General features: G+C 49.4%; 3 protein-coding genes. All 3 read left to right on the top strand.

The genetic code is table 11. The annotated features are described in order from the left end of the window. Positions 1-48: 48 nt before the first annotated feature. A complete protein-coding gene (locus ADK28_RS16675; protein ID WP_048796151.1) occupies positions 49-741 on the top strand; it encodes a DUF2786 domain-containing protein in 693 nt (230 codons plus the stop codon). Then, positions 738-968, top strand: coding sequence for a hypothetical protein (locus ADK28_RS16670; RefSeq protein ID WP_048796150.1), 231 nt, complete (start codon positions 738-740; stop codon positions 966-968). The genes ADK28_RS16675 and ADK28_RS16670 overlap by 4 nt, the downstream gene beginning before the upstream one ends. Beyond that, on the top strand, positions 965-1,589 hold a 625-nt coding region (locus ADK28_RS16665; protein ID WP_048796149.1), incomplete at its 3' end, for an HNH endonuclease. The genes ADK28_RS16670 and ADK28_RS16665, both read left to right, overlap by 4 nt.

Below are 1,589 nucleotides of genomic sequence, written 5' to 3'. Positions count from 1 at the left end.
CGTAAACCCGCCAGGGGCGCGCTTACGCCAAAATAGAGGAACCTCATAATGGAAAATAAAGAGAAGCTGCTCGCCAAAATTAAAAAACTCATGAATTTGGCGCGTAAAAATACCAATCCGCATGAGGCAGCGCTGGCGCTTGAGCGTGCACAGAAGCTGATGCGTGAGCATCGGTTGACTGAAACCGATGTGGCATTAACAGAAATCAGTGAGGCCAGCAGCGCCAGTGCGCCTTCTGATGCCGTCAAAATCCCCGTGTATATGTCCCATCTCATTGGAATGATCCGTCGTGCTTTTGGCGTTCAGAGCTATTTGTCATGGCGCAAAACTAAGCGTTCGGTAGTGTTTTATGGCCCTGATGAACGCCCGCAGATTGCAGCCTACGCCTTTGATGTGCTGACGCGTCAGATGGTGGCGGCGCGTCGTGAGTTCAGTGCCGGCCAACGCAATAGCATCAAGCGTGCTACCAAAATTGGACGGGCCGATGCGTTCTGCGAGGCATGGGTTAACGGCGCATACCAGGTGATTAAAGAATTTGCTGTTACGCCTACTGAGAAGGGATTGATGGAGGTCTACTTCCAGAAAATCAGTAAGGGCTTTACTTCTGTAACACCTCGGGATGCCAAAAAGGTACGCGGTGATGATGRTGCACGCGGTGCCGGGTTCCGTGCTGGGCAAAATGCCAGGCTGAATCACGGTGTGGATGGTGCTGAACAGCTTCGGCTTGGTGGTGCGGCATGAAAAATACACTCGCTGATTTGGTTAATCACCAGTTCATGATGCTGGAGAGTCTGTCCAGCCCAGAACTGAAAGGTGAAGCGCTACAGGAAGAAATCGCCCGCGCCAAGGCCATGTCTGAGGTTGCTGGGACGGTGATCCAAACGTACCGCGTAGCGCTCGACGCGCAAAGAGCAGTGTATGACGGTTATGCGGGTCGGGTGCCTAAAGTGTTGGGGATAGAAGAATGAGCCAAAAATATACTGACGCGCAAAATTTATTTCTGGAAGTTCATTGCAAAGGGAAAACGTTTCGCGAAATTACCGATTTGTTCAACTACGAATTTGGGACAAATAAAAGACAAGGCACGATGAGAGAAGTGTTACGTCAGCGTGGGTTAGATCGGTATGTTGCAAAACAATTTCATTATAGCGAACAGCAATTAACTTACCTTTTTGCCAATAGAGCGGTTGGATGGAAAAAATTGACGCAGATGTTTAATGAGCGGTTTGGTGATAAAAAAACCGTAGACGCCATCAAGAAAACAATGGCTGGCAGAGGATGGAATCAAAAATGCAGACATGGAACGGGTAAAGGGCTGAAATATATCTACGCCAACGGTAAGCGAATGCGCCTCGACGTTTACGTGTGGGAGTGTGTCAACGGGCCGCTTCCCACCGGTTATGGCGTTATTCATTTGGATAACGATGTGCAAAATAACCAGATTGGTAATCTCCGGCTCGCACCGTTGCACATTAAATCGATATTCATAAGAGCCGGAGGTGGGGATGCGCCGAAAGCGCTGGCACCGGCGTTGTATGCCAGGATCATGCTGAAAAATCACATTAATCAACTTGAGTCTCAGCGCACCA

It is taken from the genome of Serratia sp. 506_PEND, from assembly GCF_001076875.1.
In the GTDB taxonomy this organism is placed as follows: Bacteria; Pseudomonadota; Gammaproteobacteria; order Enterobacterales; family Enterobacteriaceae; genus Serratia; species Serratia marcescens.
The sequence above is the reverse complement of the archived record's forward strand: the minus strand, read 5'-3'. Positions and strand labels throughout refer to the sequence as shown.